Raw genomic sequence first — 23,365 nt, forward strand, 5'->3', positions numbered from 1 at the left:
AGGTTTCATTTTAGCCGATTTCACCAGGCCCTGCCGCGGAATTTCTCTGGGGGTGAAAGCGCGGGTTTCCGCTGGGAATTGCGGGTTATTGCTCGCTGACCCGCCCACAGTAGGATGGGATGGTGCAGGAAAAACCTCCGGAACTGGCTTTCACGTGGCGCGGAAAACACGAAGTGGTGTTGCCCGAAACTCGACCCTACGTCCCCGCCGAACGCTACCGCGAAATGCTCGGGGATGAAGTGGCGACATCGCAGTGCGAAAACCGCCTCTATATCGGGGAAAACTTGCAGGTCATGAGCGGATTGCTGCCCCAATACGAGGGCAGCGTCGACTGTATCTATATCGATCCGCCGTTTAACTCCGGGGCTGACTATGTGCAACAGATTCGCACGCACCACCGCGGTGCCTCGAAACGCACTATTGCCGTGAAACAGTATGGCGACCGCTGGAAAACCGCTGATTATCTGCAACATCTGTACGAGAGGCTGACGGTGCTACGGCGATTTTTGTCGCCAACGGGAACGATTTTTGTGCACTGCGATTGGCATTCCTCCGCCGCTTTGCGCCTGGTTATGGACGAGGTGTTTGGGGCAAGTAACCTGGTCAACGAGATTGTGTGGGCTTACGCTTCGGGCGGGGGGTCGAGGCGGGCTTTTGGCCACAAACACGACACCATCCTGTTTTACGCCCGCGACCGGCACCGCCACTACTTCGACCCCGATGCGGTGCGGGTGGCGTATAACGCGGCCATTGCCCCGAAACGCCGCGAAATGTTTAACCCGCTGGGTATGGTCGCCCCCGATGTTTGGCAGATTTCCCGGCCGCCGAATCATTCCGAAACCTGGGTGGGGTATCCGACTCAAAAACCGGTGGAAGTCATGCAACGCGCCATCGCCGCGGCGTGCCCGCCGGGGGGACTGGTGATGGACTGCTTTGCCGGGTCCGGTTCCACTTTGGTGGCGGCAGCCCAGCTGGGACGGCGTTTCCTGGGGATAGAGCGCAATAGTTTGGGGGTGCATCTGGCTCGGCGGCGCCTGGTGCAGGACGGGGTCGGCTTTGAGGTGTGGCGAGATTCCGCCTCCTGGGGAGCCAACCAAATCGTGCCGGGCTTGGAGTTGTTGGGCCGAGAGGTCGAGACCCGCATCGCGAAGTTGGGTGCCGCCGGGGCGAAATGTGCCGCTGGGGACGATACGACCGACAAATCCGACAAACCGGACTGGACGGAGCTGGTGGATTGGGTGGCTCTGGATCCGGATTTTGCCGGTTTTTCCGCCGGAGTTTTCACGCCTCAGTCCGTGGTGGCGCCGTCACGAGACACGGTCGTTGATTTTGCCGCCTTCGGGGAGAACCCTCGTGGGGTGGGACTGGTGGCAGATGTGACCGGGCAAGATTACTTCGTTAGGCTGGACGCATGAGCAAACAGAATAAAACTGGTCAGGGTGCTGGGCCGGAGGAAAACCGCGGTCTGGAACCGGAAACTCCGCAGGTGGCACCCTGGGATGGGTGGTTCGGCAAGAGTTCAAACCGTAACCAGCGCGGACGCAATCTGGCTTTGGTGGCTTTCGCTGTGGTGGCTGTGACCGGTTTGGGCACTCAGTTCGTCGGGGACGACGGCTGGTTGTTCGGGCTCATCGGCGGTGACCAGACTCATTCCGCCAGTCAATCAGGGAACGCCGGGGAACAGACTCGTGACGCCGCTGCTGGAAAAACTGCGGGGAGCCGCGCTAGTGACGTGTTGGGCACTTTGGAAGTGCGCGACAAAGATCCTTTCCACGGCTTCGACCGCGAGCAATTGTTCGGCAAGGGGTGGCTGGATCTCGACGGTGACAATTGCAATACGCGCAACGAAGTGCTGGCTCGCGACCTAGAGAACATCCAATATCGAACGGCTACGAACACCACTCCCGCTCACTGCGTGGTGCAAAGCGGGGTTTTGCACGATAAATACACCGGGGAAACCGTTGATTTCAAGCGGTCGCAGGAAACCTCTGACGCGGTCCAGATTGACCACGTGGTGGCGTTGGGTAACGTGTGGCGTACTGGCGGCCAGCAGCTCAGCCAGCGGCAACGGGAAGCCATCGCTAACGATCCGCTGAACTTGGAAGCGGTGAAAGGCCAGGCCAATCAGGATAAACAATCCCAGGATGCGTCCGAATGGCTGCCGCCCGCACGCGATTACCGCTGCGCTTACGTGGCGCGTCAGATTGCGGTGAAAGCGAAATACGGGCTGTGGGTGACCCTGGCAGAGAAACAGGCCATGATGGGGGTGCTGAAAGGGTGTCCGGAAGAGCCAATTCCATAGGTATCAAACTGGAATTGGTGATTATAAGGTGGGATTTGGGCTGTAGCTGCCAATAATGGCAGCTACCGCGCTATTTTCACCTTATATATACGGTTTATAAAAACCTAACGCGGATACACCGTAATCTGAGTGGCTTTAACCTCGGCGAAAATGGGTGAACCGGGTTCCAGCTGCAGGGCGCTGACGGCTTGCGGGGTCAGGACGGCTTGAATGCTTTGCCCCCCGTCCAGCTCCAAACTGATCCACTGCACCGCGCCGCGCGGCGTGATATCCGTGACGCGGGCCTGCCAGGTGTTGCGCGGAGAGCCGGAAACAGCCGTCTCGAACAGAGCCACGGACTGGGGAGCAAAAGCAGTGAGAGCTGGGGTTTGAGGGCCGGGATGATGCTGGCCTTGCCAGAGTCCCGTCAGTTTCACCCCGCCGGCATCAATGGTGGCGACTTCGCCGGATTCCTCAATGACCCCGGCCAACAGGTTCATGCCGGACAGGTTTTCCAGAAACTTCGTGGCAGGCTGGCCCAGCATTTCCACCACTGTGCCTTCCCCGATCAAATGGCCGTTCTCGACGGCGACCACGTGATCAGCCAGCATCCACACGTCGAGCGGATCGTGGGTGACAAAAATCACGGTCGGCCGCGGCTCTTGACGTAGCCGTTTCGACAGCACTTCCCGCAGTTTGGCGGCAGTTTCGACGTCAAGGGCGGAAAATGGTTCGTCCAACAGCACGACTTGCGGGTGCGTCGCTAGGGCTCGAGCCAACGCCACGCGCTGCGACTGCCCGCCGGACAGCGCCGTAGCGGGGCGATCCGCCAGTTCCAAAGCGCCCACGGCCGCTAGCTCCTGGCGCGCGATACGCCGAGCCTCCGCCCGTGACCGGTGGCGGGCTCGCGGCCCAAACGCCACGTTTTCCAGCACGCTCAAGTGTGGAAACAGCAGGGGTTTTTGGGTCAGCATAGCGACTGGACGTTGATGGGGCGGCAGGAACCGGGTGGCATCAGCAAACACCGTTTCCCCGCTGCGAACCTCTCCTGAATCGGGAGCCAGCAGCCCGGAAATCATCCCCAAAATCGTAGACTTCCCGGCCCCGTTCGGTCCGACGATAGCAGTAATCAGTCCCGCCGGAAAAGCGCACTGCACCGTGACGTCGCGTTCCTCGATGCCTGCCTTCACCAGGACTTCGCTCCCAGCCGCGGTGGTGGCGGACCGGAATTCTGCGGGGTTTGCCGCGGTTTCAGGGCGAGTTTTCACTGGTCGTCACCACTTTCCGGCTGCGTCGTGAGCTGCTTGGTGCGGCGGGTGGTAAAGATGGCCGACAATCCCATCATGGTGGCTGCCAGCAGCACCAAGACTACGGACAGCGCCAAAGCCAGGTCAGAGTCGTCCTCGCGCAACAGATAGATTGCCTGGGGGAGGGTGCGGGTCACCCCTTGCAGAGAACCCGCGAAAGTCAGCGTCGCCCCGAATTCGCCCAAGGCGCGGGCAAAAGCCATGGTGGCGCCCCCGACTATGGCAGGGCTCAGCAAGGGTAGCGTGACGCGGCGCAACACATAGGTTGGAGACGCCCCCAAGGTCGCCGCAATCCGCTCGTAACCGGAATCAAAAGTGCGCAACGCGGACTCCAGGGACACCACGTAGTAAGGCATGGCCACGAAGGTTTGCCCCAGCACCACGGCTATGGTGGTGAACCCAATCTCGATACCGGCCAAGGACAGGTACTGCCCCACTACGCCGCGGCGCCCCAGCGTCACCAAGAGCGCTAAACCGGCCACGACCGGTGGCAACACCATGGGCAGGACCGCGAAAGTGCGCCACACGTACGCCCAAAATCCCTCGGTGCGCGAGATGAGCAGCGCCAGGGGCGTACCCAGAATCAACACCAGCACCAGCGACACCAAGCAGGTACGCAGGCTCAACAGCAAAGCGTCGCGGGATTCGTCGCGAGTCAGGATCTCCGCCAGACGGGTCCACGGCACTCGCACCATCAGCCCGACAATAGGCAAAACGACCAACAGCAAGGCTATCCCCGCTGGCAGATACAGCCAGCGGGGAAAACCGTGGTTATTAGCGTTCAACGCGAACCCTTACTTAGTGGGACTCATAAACCCGTACTTGGCAAAGACCTTTTGCGCCGCAGCGGACAACACATAGTCCACGAACGCTTTTGCGGCCGCGTCGTTGCCGTTGTCGGCAGCCATCTTGGTGACCACAATCGGGTAGGCGTTGACCACGGTGTCAGAGCCGGGAATATCGATGGTGTCCACCGCGTCCTTTTCCACCAACGCGTCAGTCTGGTACACCACGCCCGCGTCAGCTTCACCGCTCACGACCTTGCCCATCACGTCCTTGACCGAAGTCTCTTCGGACACAGCCTGACCCGTGAAACCGACCTTTTGCGCCAAGTCACGATAAGCGTTGCCGCAGGGAACCCCCTCGGCGCAAATGACCAGTTTCTTGCCAGTGAGGGAATTGTCCAGACCGGTGACCCCGGCCGGGTTACCTTTCGGCACTGCCAAGGTCAGGGTATTGTTCACAAAAATGCTCGGTTCGCCGGAGTTCAGACCCGCGTCGGTCGCTTTCTTCATGTTCTTTTCGTCAGCGGAGGCGAACACGTCAGCTTTGGCGCCTCCTTGCATCTGATCGAACAGGGAGGAGGAACCGTCAAAGTTGAACTTCACGGCAATGTCGGGGTTTTCCTTCTGGAAAGATTCGCCCAGCTCAGAGAAACTCGCCTTGAGAGAGGCGGCGGCGAATACTTGAATGGTCTTGGCTTCAGCGGTTTTGCTCGGTTCTGAGTTCGCGGTGTTGGCGTTGTCCGGTGCACAAGCGGTGAGGCCGGTGGCTGCCAGGGCGAGGCCGGCCAAGCCCGCGCCGAGACGTGCGAGTGTTTTCATGAGTTTTCCTTTCGCGAAAGCCAGGTCGGCGGTTTTCCGTTGCCGACCGTTTCATTGGGGCAACACTAGGGTGTCGTCAGGTTTTCCCTAAGATGCATCAACTACGACGTTCGTGGCTTTGACTCGGGCGGTGGCGACCGCGCCGGGCGCCAGTCCGAGTTCTTTCACCGATTCGGTGGAGATGAGGGACACCACTCGGAAAGGGCCGCATTGCATTTCTACCTGGCTCATGACTTTGTCGGAAACGACTTTGGTGACCAAGCCGCGGAAATGGTTGCGGGCCGAAATAGAACCCGCGGAATCCGCGTCACCAAAATCTTTGGCTTTGTCTTGAGCTAGTTTCGCCAGTTCGGCCCCGTCCACGACTTTACGTCCCGCGCTGTCGGTTCCGGCGCTGAGCTGCCCGGCATCAATCCAGCGGCGTAGCGTATCATCGCTGACACCCAGCAAATTTGCTGCGTCCTTAATCCGTAATTGAGACATACCTGTCACCTTATCTTAACTTTTGCGGTTATTTTCTCGAATTTGACCGGTTTCTGCGGAACTAAGGTCGGCGGCACTCTGGGCGCGAGTAACCCCTCAGTTCGCGGGATACTGCGCGGCTAGGGCGCGAAGTTTTGCCACATTCGCGCCCGCCTGCTGGATATCCCCGTTCGCGGCAAACCCGACCAGGAAAGCCGTGAGGGGTGCTCCCGGGCGGGACGGCCCGTGTGCGACTTCGCTGATGAGGTTCAACAGTTCCTCCTGGACGGGGGCAATAGTCCCCTCCGGAAGCTGGAGTTCCTGACTGACGGCTTGTAGCCACGCCGCCATTTTCGCCATTTTTTCCGGATCGTCTTTGTGCTTTTCTGCTGCCATGTCTGTTCCTCAGTCAGTGGGGTCAAAAATTAAGTGAGCCGGCGGGCTCACTCCATTAGCATAATGGAAAGGCAACATCAGGCGAGGGTGAACCACAAATGCCTATTGAACTGGAATAATAATTGAGACACGATAGAATGGCAGGATATACCAATCGCTGAGGAAGTAGGCAGGTTTGACTGAGACGCTGACACGAGACAATCGTGTGGGGCAGGCGTCTTCACTTGCGTCTGCTTGGGCGATGCCACTGCGGGACAGCTGGGGCAGGACGGCCAGCGACTTGCGCTTGTCTCTGACAGATCGCTGCGATTTGCGCTGTTCGTATTGCCTACCGCGCGAGGGCGTCAAGTGGGTAGCGCGTAGGGAGTTGTTGGACTCCTCAGAAATCTTGCGTTTGGCCGGGATAGCGATTCACCGCCTGGGGATTACCCAGGTTCGCCTGACCGGTGGGGAGCCCCTGTTGCGGCCGGATTTGTTAGAGATAGCGGCGGGGATTTCCCAGACGTTTGTGGCCGCGGGGCGTGACCCACAGGTGGCTCTCACCACGAACGCCCGCAGTTTGGCGCCGCTGGCTCCGGCGTTGCGGGCGGCGGGAGTTCAGCGCATCAACATTTCCTTAGACACCCTCGACCCCGACCGTTTTGCACAGATTACCGGGCGCGATGAACTCGCCTCGGCTTTGGAGGGTATTGCCGCCGCGCTCTCCGCAGGTTTCCAGCCGGTGAAACTGAACACGGTGATGTTGGACGAGGCCAGTCTGCGCGAGGCTCCGGATTTGCTGCGGTTTTGTCTGGAGCGGGGCATCGAGTGGCGCGCCATAGAGTACATGCCTTTTGGCCCGCACACGGTTCGGGTTGGTTCCGCTGAGCAACTCGATTTTTCTAAACTGCGCCCCGTCTTGGAACAGGAGTTTCGCCTGTCTCCGGTGCGGGACAACATCGACATTCACGCCCCGGCGACCCGTTTTCAGGTGTTTAACTTAGCGGGCACGAAGCGCCTGGGGACGATGGGGATGATTGCTTCGGTTTCCACGCCTTTCTGCGCCAGCTGCAACCGGACCCGGCTTTCCCCGACCGGATTGGTGCGTCCCTGTCTGTTCTCTGACTTGAGCTGTGACCTGGGAGCGATGCTGCGTCGCGGTGCCACTGATGATGAGCTGGCCCAAGCGTGGGTCGGCGTGACTCAGGGGAAACCCTCCGGGCATGGTTTGGGACAGAGTGATTTTCAATCTCCCACGATTTCGATGGCACAGATTGGGGGGTAAAGATGCGAGATAGTGTCGATGCCACGGTAGGTGTGCAAGTGCGGTTTTTTGCGGCGGCTGCGGAAGCGGCGGGCACCGATACGGCGACCGCACAAGTGGCGCGGGATTCGAGTTTGGCTCAGGCAGCGGCTCAAGCTGGTGGATGCGGTAATGATTTGAATCGAGTGCTTTCAGTTTCGTCATACCTGGTGGGGGGTCTGCGCGAATCGGGCGAGAAACGCCTCGCGGACTTCGCGGATCTCGACGACCTCACCATCGACGTTTTGCCGCCATTTGCCGGCGGCTAGTTAACATCCTCGCGTAGTTTTGGAATTATTTTAGGAGCATCTTTGGCAAATATACTGCAAGCGGACCTGACCGATGAGCCTTTGGACCCGGCGCGGTTTGAAGCGGGTTTCACCGCGCCCGAAGCCGGGTGTCAGCTTGTGTTCATCGGTCGCGTGCGCAATCATGACCAGGGGCGTGGGGTGGAGGCTATTACTTACAGCGCTCACCCGGACGCGGCCCGCGAACTGCAACAGATTGCCGATGAGGCCGGTACAGTTCCTGGCGTGCACGAGATTGCGTTGCGCCATCGGGTGGGGCATCTGCAGGTCGGTGAGGTCGCTATTTTGGTCGGAGTCTCTGCCGCCCATCGGCAAGCTGCGTTTTCTACGGTGTCTTGGCTGGTCGATGCCGTCAAGGATCGGGTTCCCATCTGGAAGAAACAGGTTTTTTCCGAGGGAGATGCCGCGTGGTCAAACCTCGACGCAGACTTCCAACCGGAGAGCCGCTATGCGGCCCACAGTGCGATTCCGGGGTTTGGGGCGTCCGGTCAGGAACGTGTCACGAGTGCAAAAGTCTTGGTGGTGGGCGCTGGAGGGCTAGGCTCGCCCATTATCGCGTACCTTGCCGCCGCCGGGGTCGGCCTGTCAGCAGCTGGGGGAGTCCTGGGCATTGCCGATGGCGACACGGTGAGCCTGAGCAACTTGGGCCGCCAAGTCATTCACCCGTTTAACCGCCAAGGCGAGCCAAAAACCGCTTCTGCCGCCGCCACCGTCCGCGCGCTGAACCCCGAGGTGAATGTCAGCGAGGAGCCGCCCTTGGACCCTCAGAACGCCGCCGCAATCATCGCTCAATACGACCTGGTGGTGGATGCCACCGACACGTTCGCCTCGAAATACCTGATTTCAGACACCTGCGCGAAGTTGGCGCGACCCCTGGTTTGGGGTTCCGCGGTCGGGGCAAACTTCGAGGTCAGCGTGTTTTCTCCGGAGGTCGGGACGTGTTTACGCACGCTTTATCCGACCCCGCCCCCGCCCGCAAGTACCCCAGACTCCACCACCGCGGGAATTCTCGGCCCGGTTTGCGGACAAGCCGGGTCGTTGATGGCTACCGAAGTCCTCAAGATGGTTTCCGGCTGGGGTGAACCCCTCATCGGGCGCCTGGTCATTGGGGATGCCCGAATGGGCAAATGGAACGTGGTGGATTATTCGGCCCGCGCCGCCGCACCCCAAAACTCATCCTGTTACGAAAACCTGCACGGCAAAACTGGTGAACTCAAAGGAGAACAATCGTGAGTGAGACAGAAAAACTGCTTGATTACCAGGAATTTTTGGCGCGTCTCTTGGCGGAAATCACCCCACTGGCCCCGCGGGAGCTTCCGGTAGGCGACACTCTGGGATTGACCCTGGCAGAACCGGTCATTTCGCGCCTGTCGGTGCCGCCCTTTACGAACTCCGCGATGGACGGTTTTGCTTTCAATAGCGCGGGGCTACCGGTTGGTGGTTCCGTAACGTTGCCGGTGGCGGGCGATATTCCGGCGGGCGCGGATCCGAGCGCCGAGTGCCAGCCGGGCCAGGCGTGGCGCATTATGACCGGCGCGAAAATGCCCGCCGGGGCGGACACCGTGGTGAAAGTGGAGGACACGGATCAAAAGCCCGGTCCCGTTGAGCTACCGGAAAAGGTCACCATTCGTCGTGTTCCCCGAGCCGGAGCGAACGTGCGCCAGGCAGGAGAGGATCTGCCGGTCGGCTCCGAAGTCTTGGCTGCCGGCGAGGTCATGAGCCCCGGGGCGATCGCTTCGGCAATTTCGGGGGGCTACGCGAAAGTAACGGCCTTCCCGCGAGTTCGGGTGGGAATTATCGCCACCGGTTCCGAACTAGCGGGGGCAGGCGCATCGCTGGAAGGGTCGATGATTCCAGATTCAAACTCGTCTCTGGCGGCGGCCTTGGCACGAGTGGCTCAGGCGGAGGTTAGTTTTGCGGGCCAATGCGGGGACGACGTGGCCCAGTTCCGAGAAACCTTGCGCCAGGTAGCAGACACGAGTGACTTGGTTGTGACTTCGGGCGGAGTTTCGGCTGGTGCTTATGAGGTGGTGAAACAGGGCGTTAGCGACTGGGGATTCCATTTCGCCCGTGTCGCCCTGCAGCCGGGTAAGCCGCAAGGTTACGGTTTCGTGCAGGCGAGCGGGGGGCGTCGGGTACCGGTGCTGACCCTGCCGGGAAACCCGGTTTCGGTTTTCGTCTCGTGGTACCTGTTTGCCCTGCCGGTGCTGGCGAAACTCGCCGGGCGCAATCCCGACCAGGCGCACGTGTGCCGGGAGGCGACCGTGGTGGAGGCGTGGACTTCTCCGCGGGGTAAAGTCCAGGTCGTGCCTGTCCGTTTGACGCCGGGACAGCCGGGAGAAACCCCCACGGTGCAGCGCACCCACCCCTTGGGATCGAAGTCGCACCTGGTGGCCTCGCTGCATAAAGCGAATGCCTTGATGCTGATTGACCGAGACGTTGAGACCGTGGCCCCTTGGTCGATTGTGAAAGTCCTCGAGATCTGAGCCCGGGAGGCGTGGCACCGCTGGGGCTACGAATTTTTCCGGGACCGACGCCAATCGTGGAGAGCCGCGATGCCGACCGCCAGGAAGTACAGTGCCAGCAGGGCGGAAGCCTGCAAAATGACGGGCCACGGGGTTGGCAGTGGGTTGGCGATAGCCGAGAAAATAAACGCCACCATCGTCGCCCAGCGCCAACCTTTTAGCATGGTGCGGGCGCTGAGCACCCCCAGGAAGTTCAGCATGACCAAAATTTCGGGAATCAGGAAAGAAATCCCGAACGCCAATACCAGGCGAATATAGAACTTGATGTAGGCATCGGCCTGCAGCAACATCGCCGAATCCGGGGGAGTAAAAGAGGACAAAATCGACACGGCCCGCGGTGCGGTCCAGTCGCCGAAAACCGCACCAGCCGCGAACAAAACGACTCCGGCCACGCCAAAAATCAGCAACCACAAACGTTCTCGCCGGCGCAGACCGGGCCAGATGAAAGCCATAATTTGAAAAATCCACCACGGCGAAGCAATCAGCACCCCCAACCAGAGGGACACGCGGATTTTCAGGTCAAAGGCCGCGCCGATAGTTTGGAAGTTCAGGTTAGCCCCGGCGATGTCTTTCATGGGGGCGGTGATGTGCGCCAGCGCGATTTCATAGAGAAACCAGCCGCCAATCGCCGCCGCAGTGATGCCCACAAATGACCAGATGATACGTTTCCGCAGCTCAGCTAGGTGAGCAGTCACTGTCATGACACCTTCAGAGTGGGCATCACGATTCTGGTAAGAGGACTTCTCAGTGGGCACTTGAGCGGTTACTTAGCGGCATCGTTGCCTGAGGCAGAGTCAGTTTTCGAGGAATCGCCGGTAGCAGCGTCGTCCTTGCCTTCGATAGCCTTGCCGTCAGCCTTGGTGTCCTCGGTCAAATCGTTGAGTTCTTCCTTCAAGACTTTTGCGGATTTGCCCACGTTGCGAGCAATCTCCGGCAGTTTCGAGGCACCGAAAACCACGACCAAAATAATGATGACAGTAATCCACACTACGGGGCTTACGCTGAACAACATCACATGCGCCGGAACCATTAATCTCTCCTCTGTATAGGGCTAAATCAACACAAGTTTATCAGTTTACGCGGGTTTCTCTTGACGGGGAGTGGCCGGAGGAGCGTCTGGAGGCTCGGCCGGAGGGTTAGCAGGGGAATCGTCAGGTTTAGGGCCGGCCTGCGGTTTGGGATTGCCCGGGGTTTTTTCCGGCACAAGGCCCTGGGTGGCGGCTTTCTCGATACTGGTGGCTTGCTCCATCCACAACTGCATTTCTTCGGCGACCGCGTCTTTAATCATCTTGCGCGGGTCGTATTCGCGCGGGTCAAAGTTTTTTAAATCAACATTCAAGCCGGACTTGGTGAAATTTGCCTCTTCGCGCAGCCGGGCGGACCACGCCCGCAGCCACTCAATCACTCCTTTGAACCACAGCAGAGCTTGGGCGGCGTGCTTCGGGCCGATGACGATGACGCCCACGACCAAAATGAGCAGCAGCTCCGAACCGCTGATTCCAAAAAATTCCACCTGACAATTCTAGTAAGGGAAACAATTTCCTGCATATATTAGAAGGGTCAGTTCAGAAAACTTGCCCCAAAACGGGGACGTTCCCAGAAAGACTTGTGATGGAAAATACCCTACCCATGAACCACCTGAACGAACGCGGCGAAGCCCGCATGGTGGACGTGTCAGCGAAAAGTGAGACGTTACGCGAAGCGCGGGCGCAAGCCACAGTCAGCGTATCACCCCAGGTGGCTGCCGCTTTACGCGATAATCGTGTCCCGAAAGGAGACGCCCTGGCAGTAGCGCGCATCGCCGGGATTCAGGCCGTGAAACGCACCCCGGAGCTGCTCCCGCTGGCCCACCCCTTGGGAATCGACTACGTAGCCCTGGACATTACCCAGGAGGGCAACGAGGTCATTTTGCGCTCCACGGTGAAATGTGTGGAACGTACCGGAGTGGAGATGGAGGCGTTGACCGCGGTCACGGTGGGGGCGTTAGCGCTGGTAGATATGCTGAAAGGGGTGGACCGCCAGATTACCTTGCGTGAGGCTTTCGTGACCTATAAATCCGGAGGCCGTTCGGGCACGTGGGAGCGGGAATCATGAGCCACGTCGAACAGTCTTTGCCGCCACAGACACCGGCTTGTGTCATCACAGTTTCGGATTCCGTTTCTGCGGGCGTGAACCCGGATCGGTCCGGTCCGCTGGCGGTGGAATTGCTGACGGAACTGGGATTTGCGGTGACTGGACCGGTGGTGGTTCCCGACGGGGTGGACTCCGTTCACAAGGCCGTGGCGGCGGCGTGTCGCAGTGGGGCGCGGTTGGTCTTTACGACAGGAGGGACGGGGGTCAGTCCCCGAGACCTCACGCCCGAAGCTGTTGAGGGACTGGTAACAGCCCGTTTGAGCGGAGTGGAAGCCGCGTTGCTGGAACGTAACCGACAGGCTGGGCCCCTGGGCATGCTGTCTCGTCCCGTGGTGGGGATTTCCACGCGGGCAGCGGGGGCCGCCCTAGTGGTGTGTTCCCCCGGTTCTCCGGGCGCGGTGCGTGATACAGTAGAAGTTCTCACCCCGGTGCTGGGCCATGTCCTGGCAGTTTTGGATCGGAACGATACCGCGTTGGCAGAGTGAATCTTTCAGTAAATCTTCAGCCAGGTAGGGGTAAAATTTTGGGTACTTCAGTTAGTGTTAACTCTGTAAATGTTGGGGGGGTCAGCCTAGAACAGGAGGTTGTTGGCTGATATGAAATTCACGATGAGGTTGGTTGCAGCAGCGTGTGTAGCAATGACGGCAGTGGCGCTTTCGTCATGTGCGTTAGCAGGAAAATCGGGGGCGATGCAGTCTTACGATTTTAATTCCATCAAACCCGATCCGGTTATCGCGGCGATGGTGCCGCAGGAAAATCGGGAAACGTTGCGGGTTGCTATGGAACTGCATTATTCCCCGGCGGAATTTCTCGATGACGCCAATCAGCCGGTGGGCTATGAGGTCGACGTCTTAAAAGCTCTCGCTAAGGTAATGGGCATCAAAGAAGTGCAATTCATCGACGAAGATTTTGACTCCATCATTCCCAAGGTAAACGAGGGCACCGATGATTTGGGCATGGCCGCTTTGACGTTGAATAAAGAGCGGCTCCGCCAGGGAAATATGGTGTCCTATGTTGAGGCAGGTTACAGCTATGCAACCCAGCGAGATAACCCGAAGGAATTTGACCCGGTCTCGCCTTGTGGATTTAGCGTGGCGGCACAGTCGGACACCACGCAGGCCGACACCTTGCAGGCGGCCAGCGATGAGTGTGTGTCAATAGGTAAGCCGCCGGTCACTATCATTACTGAGCCAGATCAGGACAAATTGATTTCCCAGGTCGACCAGGGAAGCATTGATGCCATCATCGGAGAAACACCCATTTTGGCCTATAACCAGGCAAAATACCAGAATTTTGAGATGTTCGGGGAGTCCTTCGGGAATGCTCCGCAGGGTCCTTTCATCGCGAAAGACAATCCTGAGCTGGCCAAAGCCATTCAAGCCGGTCTGCAAAAGATGATGGATACGGGAATGCTTGCGGATGTGCTGTCTCCCTGGGGTGAAGAGACTATAGCGTTGCACTATGCCACGCTAAACCCGCCGATTGCCTGAAATCCCTTTCAAATTTTTCTCTCTGGGATACTATGGAACGGTAGAGTTGTTGGCGATGCCCCTTTTCCGAGGGGAGGAAAGCAAAGGCAATGAAACTCATAGTGAAGATGATCTCGGCAGCAGCGGGTGCAGCTTTGTTGGGAGCAACGCTTACTTCTTGTTCCGGCTCGACCAGTTCAGCAGGGGTGAAATCCTATAACTTCGATTCCATCAAACCGGATGCTGAAATCGTGGCGATGGTACCGCAGGCGAACCGGGATACCCTGCGGGTCGCGATGGATATTCCCTATTCTCCCGCCGAGTTCTTCGATGACAACAATCAGCCGGTCGGCTACGAAGTCGATGTCTTAAAAGCCTTGTCGAAGCTGATGGGCGTGTCGGAACTGAAAATTGCCGATGAAGAATTTGACGCAATTATTCCCAAGGTTAACGATGGCACCTATGACATCGTCATGGCATCCATGACTCTCAACAAGACCCGGATGGACCAGACCAATATGGTTGCCTACATTAAGGCGGGTTACATCTATGGCACCCAGGCGGGCAACCCCAATAATTTCGATCCCGCCAACTCTTGCGGATTGAAAGTCGCCACCCAGGCAGACACCACGCAGGCCGAAATTTTGCAGGCGGCCAGCGATTCTTGTGTGAAAGCTGGAAAACCGGCGATACAGATTGTCTCTGATGCCGACCAAGATAAGTTGGTGCAACAGGTTGCGGAAGGAACCTTGGATGCCGTCATCGGGGAGAGCCCGATTATGGCTTACGCCGAGTCGAGGAATCCGAAGTTCGCCACTATCGGTGAGGCTTTCCAGGTGACGCCGCAGGGCCCGGTCACTGCGAAAGACAATCCTGAGCTGGCCAAAGCCATTCAAGCCGGTCTCCAAAAGATGATGGATACGGGAATGCTGAAAGATGTACTTGCGCCCTGGGGCGAGGAATTCATCGCGCTCAACTACGCAACCTTAAATCCGCCGATTGCTTAATTTTCTTCAGGGAGGAAATGAAAATGCGTTTTTCATCAATGATTAAATTCACTATGAGTGTTGTGCTGGCGCTGACTATTTTGGGCGTAGCCGCTCAAATTGGCACTATCATCGCGACAGGTCAGGTCAATCGGGCCCAAGACGAATCTAACCGGCGTAATAACGGGATTGCCTACATAGAGAATGCCCGGACGAATATGGCGGATAATGCGCGAGTCTTTGTAATTTCCGGCCTGGAAGAAGCCATGATGGATTACTTCAATCAGGTCTATGTGAATCGCGACGTAGAGTACGGGGCTAGCCTCATCGCCGACAACGGTGGTACGGAAGATGAAAGCAAGCTGGTGCAGCAGTCTTCGGAAGCAGGAAAAATCACTCAAGAAACTGAGACTCACGCTATGGCTTTGGCTGCTTTGAGTCGCGGAGCTGACTTTAGCGCTCTGCCCAACGATTTGGAAAACTTCCAATTCTCGCCTGAGGAATTGGCTATGGATGCGGAGGCACAGCTGCAAACAGCCTCAGACCTGGTGTTTGGAGAAACCTACTCCAACTCGTACAAGTCCGTGATGTCTCCTTTGAATATGTTGAATCAGCTGGAAACCGGGGCTGCCAATGCGGCCGATACGCAAATGGGTCGAGCCGCCTCCTTGCAAAAGGTCACCATCTATATTTTGATTGGGATATTTATCGTTTTGGCGGTAGCGGTGCTGCTGTTCCTGATTGCAGCGCTGCGTACCGTACGCCTGCCCCTCTCTCGGCATACTGTGGCTTTGCAGAATCATGATCAGTATGATTTGGGCTTTCGGTTGCGTGATGATACCGGGGTGCCGGAGATTCGGGATTTGGCTAAGGCTTTTAATGGGCAGAATGATCAGGTTAATGAGCTGATTGGGGAAGTCAGTGGTACTTCTCAGGGGTTGCAGGAACATGCTGGTAATTTGGCGGATACGGCGGCTCAGTTGGATCAGACTGCTCAGGATACTCGTACTCGTGCGGCGGGGGCTGCTGAGCAGGCGCAGTTGTTGGCTACGAATATGGATACTTTGAGTGCGGCTATGGAGGAGATGCAGGCTGCGATTCGTCAGATTTCTGAGTCGGCTACGTCGGCTTCGCAGATTTCTGAGGAGGCGGTTGAGTCTGTGGGTTCGGCGACGAAGGTTATTGATACGTTGGGTGAGTCTTCGCAGTCTATTGGGGAGATTACTAATTCGATTACTTCGATTGCAGAGCAGACGAATCTTTTGGCGCTCAATGCGACGATTGAGGCGGCTCGGGCGGGGGACGCTGGTAAGGGTTTTGCGGTGGTTGCTGGTGAGGTTAAGGATTTGGCTGCGCAGACGGCTGCGGCTACGGCGGATATTTCTGAGCGGGTGAGTTCTATTCAGGAAGACTCCACCAAGGCGGCTGAGGCTATTACTCAGATTAGTGAGATTATTGCGCGGATTAATGATTCTCAGCAGACGATTGCTTCGGCGGTTGAGGAGCAGACGGCGACGACGAATGAGATGTTTGGGGTGGTTCGTGGGGCTGCGCAGACGACTCAGGATATTGTGGGTTCGATTGAGACGGTTTCGGCTACGGCTGAGAAATCTGCGGACGGTGCGCGTACGACTTTGGAGGCCGGTCAGGCGGTTGCTGATTCCTCCAGCCAACTAAGCAAACTCGTCTCCCGCTACCACTAGGGCGGGCTACAGCTATTTAGATCATCCCGACAAAGGTTCCGCACAAAATCTTGGTAATCATCGCCACGGGGTAAGCCATAGCGTAGCCCAAAGATACCCGAGGGTCAGTGTTGGTTTGGTCATTGGCAAATCCCAGTACCGCCGGCTGGGTTTGGGCTCCGCCCATGAATCCCGCTAGCTTGGTTCCTCCCATCTTGCCAATAAGACGCATGAGGATAAATAGTGCCAGACCAAAGATGTTGGTGACGATGAAGCCCAGCAGCAAAATCCTCCACCAGTCTCCGCCGGTAAAGGCAGTTTGGATGGATCCGCCGGCGTTTACCCCTGCTTGCGCCAGGAACAACAGTAGTCCGATTTCACCCAAGACTTGACTGGTTGTGTAGGGCAGGGTCGTGACGAATGGACCAATACGTCCGATGCGTCCCATAATCAGCCCCATGATGATGGTTCCAGCGGCATACCCGACACTGAAATATCCGCCTCCGGGATTGGGGATGGGAATTTCGCCGATGAGGAACCCTAGGGTCATCCCAATTCCCAGGGCCACCGGGTTAAGGGAAGTGAGTCCGCGGGTGGAATCACCCAAGTATTTGGTGATGGTAGCGATATTAGATTTTGGTGCTACCACGCGCAACCGGTCGCCTAACTGCAAGGTCAAATCCGGGTAAGCCACCATATCCACATCGCCGCGACGGACGCGGGAGACAGTGGCACCGAAACGGTCGCCCATGTTTAGCTCTGCGATAGTCTTGCCGGCTTTGGTAGCATCGGAGAGGGTAATGCGTCGATAGTCCAGGTAGGTGCGGTCGGTCTGTAGCGAATGGGAGGACGAATGCCCCAATTCTTCAATGATGGTGTGGACCGCTGAGGCTTCACCCACAATGGTAATCAGGTCACCGGGGTTGAGCGTATCCGACATGTTGGGACGGGTGATGGGTCCCTGTTCGCCCCGGCGCAGACGCGAAAAAGCCAATTTTTCGTTGAAACGCTCGAAGATTTCTCCCAAGCGAGGTTGGGTGTCGATTTCCACCCGGATTGTTTTGGACACGACAGGGCTAGGCGCATCGCGGTCATTTTTGCCTTTTTTCAGTGCCAGCGAGGCAAAAAAGATCATTCCCAGGACGCCGTACAGGTAAGCAATAGAATAACCGACCGTGGCGGTGGCGATGTCTCCAGAAGTTTCCCCTCCTGCTTCGAGCATCGGAGTGTTAGTCAGTGCCCCCGAGAGAGTACCCACAATTTGGCTGACAGGCATTCCCAGTAGGGTACCGATACCCACCGCGACAGCGCTGACTCCCACATAGACTCCGACCAGCAGGAGGATGGATTTCCAGGCGGTCTGGAGGGTCGCAAAAAAGTTCGAACCGGAGTTTGAACCAATACAAAACGCAAACAGCGAGAGCCCTAATACCGCGATTTCTTTGGGAATCATGAGCTTTATGCCCGAGGCACTGGCCCACGCCGAGACGGCAATCGCGAGGAACAGTACCGCTGCGGCGCCCAAGGAAACACCTTTGACTTTGATATGTCCAAACGCCATGCCTATACCCAATAAAGCAGCTAAAAGGACAATTGGGTGAGCTGCGAAAAATTCGAACAAAATGCCCTCCAGAGACGTCGTGATAAATCAACCTCGTGGTCGGGAAAACCAACAAAGTCAGTCTATCAACGCATACTGAAAGAATCGTCAGTGTCGGCGTGGAGGACGGGATGGGTATCAACAATTTCCTTGTCTTGCAGCCAGTTTCGATCAGTGAGCATCCGAGCTGTGGAAAGCCCGATACCAATTGCCAAAATGACCACGGACACTTCGGTGAGGGAGGCCATCGCCCCCACGGAATTTCCTTCGTTGAGGTGTACCAAAGCTGAATAGAGGGGAACCCCCGGAACCATCAGTACCGCTGCCGGCACGGACAGCGAGACTCGTGAGTAGTTAAAGTTTGACAGGCGGGAAATAAAGTCTGCCAGCAGACCGATTGCCAGCGCCTCCAGTCCTACGGAAAACTGCCAATTTAGCCCTGATTCCACGACGAAAAACCGCAGCGGATTGACCAGGGCGCATATCAGACCGGCATAAACGCACAAGCGCCGGTTCGAGTTAAACAGCATGGCGAACCCGGCAGAAGCCACAAATGAACAGACCGTGCGGGTCAGGTAGAGCCAGTTTCCCTCCAGAGGCGGGTTCACCGCGGGATCAACTGCCCAATGGAAGGTGAGGGACATGATCCACACGCTCACGCCGGCAGAAATTATCAGCATCAAGGTGTATATCAGGCGGGGTATCCCGGCGGAAAGGTCCATGCGCACCAAATCGAGCATTGAGGTAATGAGCGGGAAACCCGGAACTAAAAATAGGACCGCAGACACCACTCCCACCCGGAATCCGAGAGGATCAGCTGTAATCCAAGGCGGTATGGTTGCTAGGGTCGCGGATGAATAGACTCGCCTCAAGCACGTTTCCAGAAGTTCGGCGCAGCAAATATAGACCACTGAGGCGGCAAAACCAGCGGTCATCCAGACCGCAAAATGGTTCGTTTTCTTTGACATCATCATCCGGCGCACGCTTTGCCCGAATCCTGCCGCTAAACCTGCCAATACGCACTCGATGAGACCGCCACGGTTCAGGAAACAGAAGCAGGCGCAGGCAAATCCTGCTGCCAAAGTATTAGCAATCTTATTAAATTCAGGTTTGTAGGACTCAATGCGATCCATGAGACGGTTTGCTTCGCTGACGGGGGTGTCCGGTTTGATGTTTTGAATAAATAGCCGCAGCCGATCGAGTTTCGCAGCGTTGGTTCCAAAGTCCCTCTGCTCTGAGATTTCGGTCCGGGAAAAGGGGCGCAGATAGACGGTGGAACTGATTTCGCCAAAGGTGACTTGAACATGGTGCTCATCGGCGCCCAACGCGGTAGCCAAGCGGGCCATGGAAATCTTAATCCGGTAGGCAGAAGCCCCACAGGACTGCAGCATGTGACCTAAGCGCATGATTGTGCGGGACACTTCCGTGAGCTGGATACGAATCTTTTCGTACTCCACCACACTTTGAGTACTGACCTCAATAGGGGTGTCGGTCGATTTTGGCTTGGGTGTAAAAGCGTGGTCACGCTCGCCACGCAGTCGTTCCAAGTGCTTTGACAGAAACATTGCGGTCCGCTCTCTCACACGTCGGGGAAAATTTAGAATCAATGACACAAAAAGATTTAACCATCTGGTGGACGCCATTAATCAGGACTAAGGGCACGGCCGGAGAAAATAATTTGGTTTTCCCCAGTTTTAGAACCGCAGAGAAGCTATATTTTTGGGTTGGAACCGGGATTTTCCTCGACTTCCTTCATCTCAATATTCAGTCGAAAATCCACATAGTGAGATTTTACCCTTGCGAGTTTCGCTCTCATTTGACCCAGAGTTACAGTTGAGTGCATGAGCGAACCAGAAACAAAATCCATGGGAGCCTATGGCCCCGAGGAGACCCCCAATGAAATTGATCCCGCAGCGCGCGGCGAAGTCATGACTGGTGCGAAAGCTGTCATTCGTACTCTGGAGGAACTGGGCGTAACCGATATTTTCGGGATTCCCGGTGGGGCGATTCTCTCCACTTTCGATCCGCTGTATGACTCCCAGAAACTGAACTTCGTGCTGACCCGCCACGAGCAGGGCGCCGCTCACGCTGCCGAGGGCTACGCGAAATCCACCGGGAAAACCGGGGTAGCGCTGGTGACTTCCGGACCGGCCGCCACGAACCTTCTGACCGGTCTGGCTGACGCCATGATGGATTCGGTCCCGATGGTTGCGATAACCGGCCAGGTCGGAGCGGAATCAATCGGCACCGATGCCTTCCAGGAATCCGACATCGTGGGCGCGTCCATGCCCCTGACGAAACACAGTTTCCTGGTGACGCGCCCCCAGGACATTCCCTCCCGCCTAGCGGAGGCCTTCTTCATCGCTTCCTCCGGGCGACCCGGACCAGTTTTGGTGGACATCACGAAAACAGCCCAGAACAAAAAAATGGCCTTTACCTGGCCTCCGCCGGTGGAGCTACCCGGATACAAACTGCCTGGCAAGCCTTCCAAACAGCAGGTCGCGGCGGCAGCCACCGAAATCGCGGGGGCGCGTCGACCGGTGCTATATATCGGCGGCGGGATAATTGCCGCCGACGCGACCTCGGAGCTGAAAGAATTAGCTGATGCCACTGGGGCTCCCGTAGTCACCACCCTGACTGCGCGCGGAGCCTTCCCCGATGATTCACCGCAGCACATGGGAATGCCGGGGATGCACGGTTGCGTGTCTGCAGTGCTGTCGATGCAGCAGGCGGACCTGCTGATTGCGCTCGGTACGCGTTTCGATGACCGGGTCACCGGGGACGTGAAATCCTTTGCTCCTCACGCCAAGGTTATCCATGTTGATATCGATGCGGCCGAAATCTCAAAGATTCGTCAAGCCGATGTCCCTATTGTGGGGGATTTGAAAGAAGTCGTCGCGGCGCTGCTGCGGGCACTGCCCCAAGCCTACAAACAGTATGGCCGGCCGGACTTGACCCCGTGGATGAAGTCCTTGACCAAACTGAAAGATAAGTACCCCGCGTACTTCGACGATACGTTGGACGGACTGGTCAGCCCGCAAAAGGCTATCAAGGTGCTGGACGAGGTCAGCGACGACGACGCGATTGTGGTCACCGGGGTCGGTCAGCATCAGATGTGGGCGTCCCAGTTCATGACCTACCGTTACCCGCGCACCTACATTTCGTCGTGCGGCTTGGGAACAATGGGATTCGGCGTCCCTGCCGCGATGGGTGCAAAAGTCGCCAATCCAGATCGGGAAGTCTGGCTCATTGACGGAGACGGCTCGTTCCAGATGACGAACCAGGAACTGGCCACCTGCACCCAAATGCATATCCCGATAAAGGTGCTGCTCATCAACAACTCCTCGCTGGGGATGGTGCGCCAATGGCAGACCTTGTTCTATAACGAACGCTATTCTCAGACCGACCTGCATGACGGAGCTCGTAACCTCGACGAGGCTAACCGGGTGGGGATCCCCGATTTCATGTTCTTGGCGAAAGCCTACGGAGCTGAGGGAATCCGGGTAACCGACCCGAAAGACTTGCGAAAAGCCCTAGAGAAAGCTCACCAGATTGACGACCGTCCGGTCGTGGTCGAGGTGCTGGTCAGCCCCGATGCCATGGTGTTCCCGATGGTTCCCGCCGGGCAGACCAACGACAAAGTCATTTACGCCCCTGACAAGACTGTGACCTGGGAGGACTAAAAATGAATATGACGCATACCCTGTCGGTGCTTGTCGAAAACAAGCCTGGCGTTTTGACCCGCGTGGCGGCGCTGTTTGCCCGCCGTGCCTTTAACATTCAATCCCTCGCGGTGGGAGAAACTGAGAAACCGGAGATTTCGCGCATCACCATCGTGGTCGATGTTTCTGAAGTGTCCCTGGAACAGGTCACGAAACAGCTGAACAAGCTGGTGAACGTGCTGAAAATCGTGGAGTTAGATCCCGAACGAGCCGTCGAGAGAGAACTCATGCTCATCAAAGTTTCGGCTGACGACACGAATCGAACCGCGGTACTCCAGATTGTGGACCTGTTCCGCGCGCATGTCGTGGACGTGTCGCGAGGCACCCTGGTCATCGAATCCATTGGTTCCCCAGCGAAACACGCGGCTTTGTTGCGCGAGTTGGAGCCGTACGGAGTTCGGGAAATCGTCCAATCGGGCAACGTCGCGATTGGCCGCGGCTCGAAGTCCATCACCGATCAAATTTAGGGGCAAATTAACCGGATTTTGCCTACTCTTTGCACGGAAAAACACCCTATATCTTTTTCAACGAAACACCTCTACAATTAATTAAGGAGAAAAATCATGGCGGAAGTTTATTACGAAGACGACGCTGACCTGTCGCTCATTCAGTCTCAGAAGGTGGCCGTAATTGGTTACGGCTCGCAGGGGCATGCCCATGCACTAAACCTGCGCGATTCTGGGGTCGACGTGGTCGTGGGCTTGCGCGAAAGCTCTTCCTCCCGGGCGAAAGCCGAGGAACAGGGCTTGACGGTGAAAACCGTGGCAGATGCCGTGAAAGAAGCCGACGTAGTCATGATTCTGTTGCCCGACCAGGTGCAGAGCAAGGTCTATTCCGCCGAAATCGAGCCGAACCTGAAGCCGAACGCCGCTCTGTTCTTTGCCCACGGGTTCAACATCCGTTTCGGATACATCAAGCCCGGCCCCGGCCACGACGTGTGCATGGTGGCTCCCAAGGGTCCGGGGCACGTGGTGCGCCGTACTTTCGTTGCCGGTCAGGGCGTCCCCGACGTTATCGCGGTGGAATGTGACGCATCCGGACGCGCTTGGGAACTGACAAAGTCCTACGCGAAAGGCATCGGTGGGACCCGCGCTGGTGTCATCAAGACGACCTTCACCGAAGAAACGGAAACCGACCTTTTCGGCGAACAAAACGTGCTGTGCGGCGGTCTGTCCAAACTGATTCAATACGGTTTTGAAACCCTGGTTGAGGCCGGATATCAGCCCGAAATCGCCTATTTCGAGGTGTGCCACGAGATGAAGTTGATTGTGGACCTCATCAACGAAGGCGGTCTGTCCAAGATGCGCTGGTCGATTTCCGACACCGCCGAATACGGCGACTACGTCTCTGGGCCGCGCGTCATCACCCCCGACGTGAAGGAACACATGAAGGGCGTCCTAGCGGACATTCAAAACGGCAGCTTTGCCAAGCGCTTCATGGACGACCAGAACTCCGGTGCCGCCGAGTTCAAGCGCCTGCGCGCCGAGGGCGAAGGCCACCAAATCGAGAAGGTCGGCCTGGAACTGCGCAAGATGTTTACCTGGAACACCAACAACGACACCGATTATGTGGAGGGCCACGCCGCTCGCTAATCACCTAGCACAGAAG

At 57.4% G+C, this 23,365-nt stretch carries 24 protein-coding genes; 14 read left to right on the forward strand and 10 right to left on the reverse strand.

Annotated features, from left to right (window positions below; translation table 11 throughout):
• The first annotated feature begins 119 nt into the window (after positions 1-119).
• Both Q0X47_RS04510 and Q0X47_RS04515 read left to right on the forward strand, forming a co-directional pair.
• Positions 120-1,415, forward strand: a complete 1,296-nt coding sequence (locus tag Q0X47_RS04510) for a site-specific DNA-methyltransferase (RefSeq protein WP_297723334.1) — start codon at positions 120-122, stop codon at positions 1,413-1,415.
• Complete coding sequence (locus tag Q0X47_RS04515; protein ID WP_297723336.1) at positions 1,412-2,302, forward strand: HNH endonuclease family protein; 891 nt, start codon at positions 1,412-1,414, stop codon at positions 2,300-2,302. The genes Q0X47_RS04510 and Q0X47_RS04515 overlap by 4 nt, the downstream gene beginning before the upstream one ends.
• 104 nt (positions 2,303-2,406) lie before the next feature.
• On the opposite strand, the gene Q0X47_RS04520 is transcribed toward Q0X47_RS04515, so the two are convergent.
• From Q0X47_RS04520 to Q0X47_RS04540, 5 genes are all read right to left on the reverse strand, one after another.
• Positions 2,407-3,549, reverse strand: a complete 1,143-nt coding sequence (locus Q0X47_RS04520; protein ID WP_297723337.1) for a sulfate/molybdate ABC transporter ATP-binding protein — start codon at positions 3,547-3,549, stop codon at positions 2,407-2,409.
• Positions 3,546-4,373 (reverse strand): ABC transporter permease, encoded by an 828-nt coding sequence (locus Q0X47_RS04525; protein ID WP_297723339.1) that lies wholly within the window; start codon positions 4,371-4,373, stop codon positions 3,546-3,548. Before Q0X47_RS04525 ends, Q0X47_RS04520 begins: the two co-directional genes overlap by 4 nt.
• 9 nt (positions 4,374-4,382) lie before the next feature.
• Complete coding sequence (gene modA / locus Q0X47_RS04530; protein WP_297723341.1) at positions 4,383-5,192, reverse strand: molybdate ABC transporter substrate-binding protein; 810 nt, start codon at positions 5,190-5,192, stop codon at positions 4,383-4,385.
• 87 nt (positions 5,193-5,279) lie between these two features.
• Entirely contained in the window at positions 5,280-5,675 is a 396-nt protein-coding gene (locus Q0X47_RS04535) for a molybdopterin-binding protein (protein WP_297723343.1), read from the reverse strand.
• Between the two features lie 96 nt (positions 5,676-5,771).
• Positions 5,772-6,050, reverse strand: coding sequence for a DUF6457 domain-containing protein (locus Q0X47_RS04540; RefSeq protein ID WP_297723345.1), 279 nt, complete (start codon positions 6,048-6,050; stop codon positions 5,772-5,774).
• Between the two features lie 175 nt (positions 6,051-6,225).
• Here Q0X47_RS04540 and moaA point away from each other — a divergent pair, with 175 nt between their 5' ends.
• Genes moaA through glp form a run of 4 tightly spaced genes read left to right on the forward strand, consistent with a single transcriptional unit; the run spans position 6,226 to position 10,126 of the window.
• The gene (gene moaA / locus Q0X47_RS04545) at positions 6,226-7,314 is read left to right on the forward strand and encodes a GTP 3',8-cyclase MoaA (RefSeq protein ID WP_297723347.1); all 1,089 of its coding nucleotides are present in this window, start codon (positions 6,226-6,228) and stop codon (positions 7,312-7,314) included.
• Positions 7,315-7,316: 2 nt separating this feature from the next.
• Positions 7,317-7,601, forward strand: a complete 285-nt coding sequence (locus Q0X47_RS04550; protein WP_297723350.1) for a MoaD/ThiS family protein — start codon at positions 7,317-7,319, stop codon at positions 7,599-7,601.
• A 42-nt stretch (positions 7,602-7,643) separates the two neighbouring features.
• Positions 7,644-8,873 (forward strand): ThiF family adenylyltransferase, encoded by a 1,230-nt coding sequence (locus tag Q0X47_RS04555; protein ID WP_297723352.1) that lies wholly within the window; start codon positions 7,644-7,646, stop codon positions 8,871-8,873.
• On the forward strand, positions 8,870-10,126 hold the full coding sequence (gene glp / locus Q0X47_RS04560) for a gephyrin-like molybdotransferase Glp (RefSeq protein ID WP_297723354.1): 1,257 nt from the start codon (positions 8,870-8,872) through the stop codon (positions 10,124-10,126). The genes Q0X47_RS04555 and glp overlap by 4 nt, the downstream gene beginning before the upstream one ends.
• Positions 10,127-10,152: 26 nt before the next feature.
• Here glp and tatC read toward each other — a convergent pair whose 3' ends face one another.
• From tatC to Q0X47_RS04575, 3 genes are read right to left on the reverse strand one after another with little or no spacing between them, the layout of a single operon-like run.
• A complete protein-coding gene (tatC, locus tag Q0X47_RS04565) occupies positions 10,153-10,920 on the reverse strand; it encodes a twin-arginine translocase subunit TatC (protein WP_308535284.1) in 768 nt (255 codons plus the stop codon).
• 8 nt (positions 10,921-10,928) lie between these two features.
• The gene (locus tag Q0X47_RS04570; RefSeq protein WP_297723358.1) at positions 10,929-11,195 is read right to left on the reverse strand and encodes a twin-arginine translocase TatA/TatE family subunit; all 267 of its coding nucleotides are present in this window, start codon (positions 11,193-11,195) and stop codon (positions 10,929-10,931) included.
• Between the two features lie 45 nt (positions 11,196-11,240).
• Positions 11,241-11,678, reverse strand: a complete 438-nt coding sequence (locus tag Q0X47_RS04575; RefSeq protein WP_297723360.1) for a translocase — start codon at positions 11,676-11,678, stop codon at positions 11,241-11,243.
• Between the two features lie 98 nt (positions 11,679-11,776).
• Here Q0X47_RS04575 and moaC point away from each other — a divergent pair, with 98 nt between their 5' ends.
• From moaC to Q0X47_RS04600, 5 genes are all read left to right on the forward strand, one after another.
• Positions 11,777-12,259, forward strand: coding sequence for a cyclic pyranopterin monophosphate synthase MoaC (gene moaC / locus Q0X47_RS04580; protein WP_297723439.1), 483 nt, complete (start codon positions 11,777-11,779; stop codon positions 12,257-12,259).
• Positions 12,256-12,783, forward strand: coding sequence for a MogA/MoaB family molybdenum cofactor biosynthesis protein (locus tag Q0X47_RS04585; RefSeq protein ID WP_297723362.1), 528 nt, complete (start codon positions 12,256-12,258; stop codon positions 12,781-12,783). The genes moaC and Q0X47_RS04585 overlap by 4 nt, the downstream gene beginning before the upstream one ends.
• Positions 12,784-12,906: 123 nt before the next feature.
• On the forward strand, positions 12,907-13,788 hold the full coding sequence (locus tag Q0X47_RS04590) for a transporter substrate-binding domain-containing protein (protein WP_297723364.1): 882 nt from the start codon (positions 12,907-12,909) through the stop codon (positions 13,786-13,788).
• Positions 13,789-13,877: 89 nt separating this feature from the next.
• On the forward strand, positions 13,878-14,774 hold the full coding sequence (locus Q0X47_RS04595) for a transporter substrate-binding domain-containing protein (RefSeq protein WP_297723366.1): 897 nt from the start codon (positions 13,878-13,880) through the stop codon (positions 14,772-14,774).
• Positions 14,775-14,812: 38 nt separating this feature from the next.
• Positions 14,813-16,456 carry a methyl-accepting chemotaxis protein gene (locus Q0X47_RS04600; protein ID WP_297723368.1) on the forward strand — a complete coding sequence of 548 codons (1,644 nt, stop codon included), beginning with the start codon at positions 14,813-14,815 and terminating at the stop codon, positions 16,454-16,456.
• Between the two features lie 16 nt (positions 16,457-16,472).
• Here Q0X47_RS04600 and Q0X47_RS04605 read toward each other — a convergent pair whose 3' ends face one another.
• Together Q0X47_RS04605 and Q0X47_RS04610 are read right to left on the reverse strand one after the other, a co-directional pair.
• Positions 16,473-18,056 (reverse strand): aspartate:alanine exchanger family transporter, encoded by a 1,584-nt coding sequence (locus Q0X47_RS04605; protein WP_297723370.1) that lies wholly within the window; start codon positions 18,054-18,056, stop codon positions 16,473-16,475.
• Between the two features lie 65 nt (positions 18,057-18,121).
• Positions 18,122-19,600: a threonine/serine exporter ThrE family protein gene (locus tag Q0X47_RS04610; RefSeq protein WP_297723372.1), complete on the reverse strand. Its 1,479-nt coding sequence runs from the start codon at positions 19,598-19,600 to the stop codon at positions 18,122-18,124.
• A 276-nt stretch (positions 19,601-19,876) separates the two neighbouring features.
• On the opposite strand from Q0X47_RS04610, the gene Q0X47_RS04615 reads away from it, so the two are divergent.
• The 3 genes from Q0X47_RS04615 (at position 19,877) to ilvC (ending at position 23,349) form a co-directional block, all read left to right on the forward strand.
• Positions 19,877-21,718: an acetolactate synthase large subunit gene (locus tag Q0X47_RS04615; RefSeq protein ID WP_297723374.1), complete on the forward strand. Its 1,842-nt coding sequence runs from the start codon at positions 19,877-19,879 to the stop codon at positions 21,716-21,718.
• Positions 21,719-21,720: 2 nt separating this feature from the next.
• Positions 21,721-22,224 (forward strand): acetolactate synthase small subunit, encoded by a 504-nt coding sequence (gene ilvN, locus Q0X47_RS04620; RefSeq protein WP_297723376.1) that lies wholly within the window; start codon positions 21,721-21,723, stop codon positions 22,222-22,224.
• A gap of 96 nt (positions 22,225-22,320) precedes the next feature.
• A complete protein-coding gene (gene ilvC / locus Q0X47_RS04625; RefSeq protein WP_297723379.1) occupies positions 22,321-23,349 on the forward strand; it encodes a ketol-acid reductoisomerase in 1,029 nt (342 codons plus the stop codon).
• Positions 23,350-23,365: the final 16 nt, after the last annotated feature.

Origin of the sequence: uncultured Mobiluncus sp., from assembly GCF_947254095.1 — a bacterium.
Classification (GTDB): Bacteria; Actinomycetota; Actinomycetes; order Actinomycetales; family Actinomycetaceae; genus Mobiluncus.